Genomic DNA, 2,466 nt, shown 5'->3' on the forward strand with positions numbered 1-2,466 from the left:
GCCTCGCCGAGCCCGTCGGCGTCGCCGAGCGCCGCCGCCCCGAGCCCGAGCGCCAGCGCCGCCCCGGTGCCGCAGAGCATCGAGCAGCAGCGCAAGGCCGTCGAGCAGAAGGTGGGCGCGGCCGCCTGGGGCGCCGCCACCGGCCTGAAGGCCCCGGCCGACCTCGCCACCGACCCGTCGCTGGCCGACAAGCTCAAGCCGTTCGGCACGCTCTCCCCGCAGGAGATCGCGGTGCTGCCGGTGGACATGCAGTTCAACGTCCCCTCGATCACCTGCGCCCAGCTCGACAAGCGGCCGGCCGCGTCGATCAAGGACGAGAACCAGCAGGCGGTGGCCTGCGAGGCCGGCGCGAAGTACCTGCTCGACAAGGCCAAGGTGCTGGGCACCGACGTCGACGACGCGAACGCGGTGCTCGACCAGACCAGCCAGTGGGTGGTCAGCCTCAACTTCACCGGCAAGGGCCAGGAGAAGTGGACCGCGCTGACCCGCGAGGCGTTCACCAACGAGGGTCAGGCCTGCGACCAGACCGCGCTCGGCCAGGACGGCAAGTGCCGGGTAGCCGTGGTGCTGGACAACGAGATCGTCTCGTCGCCCGAGATCCAGGGCGTGCTCACCGGTGACTCGCAGATCACCGGCAGCTTCGACAACAAGACCGCGAACGCGCTGGCCAGCCAGCTGCGCTACGGCGCGCTGCCGGTGACGTTCGAGCCGCAGGAGCAGCAGAACGTGACCGCGACGCTGGGCGACAGCCACCTGCAGGCCGGTCTGCTGGCGGCCGGCATCGGCATGCTGCTGGTCATCATCTACTCGTTCTTCTACTACCGGCTGCTCGGCTCGGTCATCTTCCTGAGCCTGGTGCTCTCCGCGCTGCTGGTCTTCGGCGCGCTGGTGGTGCTCGGCCGGTCGATCGGCTTCACGCTGACGCTCGCCGGCATCGCCGGCATGATCGTCTCGCTCGGTGTGGCGGCGGACTCGTTCGTCATCTACTTCGAACGACTCAAGGACGAGATCCGCGAGGGACGCAGCCCGCGCAGCGCGGTGCCGCGGGCCTGGATCCGGGCCCGCCGGACGATCATCTCGGCCAACGCCATCACGCTGATGTCGGCCGTGGTGCTCTACATCGTGTCGGTCGGCGCGGTGAAGGGCTTCGCCTTCGCGCTCGGCCTGGCGACCGTGCTGGACCTGGTCGTCGTGTTCCTCTTCCGCCACCCGATCATGACGATGTTCGCCCGTACCCGGGCGTTCCTGTCCCCGCGGGTCAGCGGCCTGGGCCGGGCGCTGCCGGCCCGGTCGGCCGAGCCGGGCACCGCCCGCAACCCGCGCGTCAAGGAGGCCTGAGATGGCTAAGAGTGGTCTGGCCGCCCGGCTCTACCGTGGCGAGGCCGATCTCAACATCGTCGGCCGGCGCAAGCTGTGGTTCGGCGTGGCCGGCGTGCTGGTGCTGATCGCGATCCTGAGCTTCGCGCTCAGCGGCTTCAAGCTCGGCATCGAGTTCGCCGGCGGCAACTCGTTCCAGGTGCCGGCCAGCGTCGGCACGCTGGACGGCGCCGAGAAGACCGTCGACGAGGTGCTGGCCGACGAGGCGCCCGGCGTCGAGGTGGTCAGCGCGCAGAAGGTCGGCGGCACCAGCGGCGAGTACTACGAGATGCGCACCGGGCAGCTCTCCGCGGAGCAGGCCAACGCGGCCAAGACCGCGATGGCCGAGAAGTTCGGCATCCAGGCCGACCAGATCAGCGGCAACCAGGTCTCCGAGGCCTGGGGCAGCCAGGTCACCTCGCGCGCGCTGCTCGGTCTGATCATCTTCATCGCGGTGGTGTCGGTCTACCTGGTGCTGCGCTTCGAGTGGCGGATGGCGGTCGCCGCGATCGTCTCGCTGTTGACCAACCTGGTGCTCACCGCCGGCATCTACTCGCTCGTCGGCTTCGAGGTCACCCCGTCGACGATCATCGGCTTCCTCACCATCCTGGGCTTCGCGCTCTACGACGTGGTGGTGGTCTTCGACAAGGTGCAGGAGAACACGCGGGGCATCACCGCGAACAACAACCTCACCTACGGCGAGGCGTCCAACCTGGCGCTCAACCAGAGCCTCATGCGGTCGCTGAACACCTCGGTCGTCGCGCTGCTGCCGGTCGGCGGCCTGCTCTTCATCGGCGCCGGCCTGCTCGGCGCGGGCACGCTGAAGGACCTGGGCCTGGTCCTCTTCGTCGGTATGGCGGTGGCGTTCCTGACCTCGATCCTGCTGGCCACCCCGCTGCTGGTGCTGCTGAAGAACCAGGACCCGCGGATCAGCGCCCACAACAAGCGGGTGCTGGCCCGTCGGTCGGCCCTCGCCCGGGGCGAGATCACCCCGAAGGGCGCGCCGCGTACCGCGCCGGTCGGCGACGAGCCGATCGACCCGGAGGCCGCCGCCCTGGCCGGCGCGGCGCCGAAGGTGGGTGCCCGCCCGACCGGCAAGCGCCCCAGCGG

The 2,466-nt window shown here is 70.3% G+C and carries 2 protein-coding genes; both read left to right on the forward strand.

Translation table 11 applies throughout. The features are described from left to right. The coding region (gene secD / locus HUW36_RS30760) for a protein translocase subunit SecD (RefSeq protein WP_174531290.1) at nt 1-1,338 on the forward strand (1,338 nt) is incomplete at its 5' end. A 1-nt stretch (nt 1,339) separates the two neighbouring features. Then, nucleotides 1,340-2,466 (forward strand): protein translocase subunit SecF (secF, locus tag HUW36_RS30765; protein ID WP_174531291.1); only part of this gene is annotated, 1,127 nt, incomplete at its 3' end.

The sequence above is a fragment of the Micromonospora maritima genome (assembly GCF_902825405.1).
Taxonomy (GTDB): domain Bacteria; phylum Actinomycetota; class Actinomycetes; order Mycobacteriales; family Micromonosporaceae; genus Micromonospora; species Micromonospora maritima.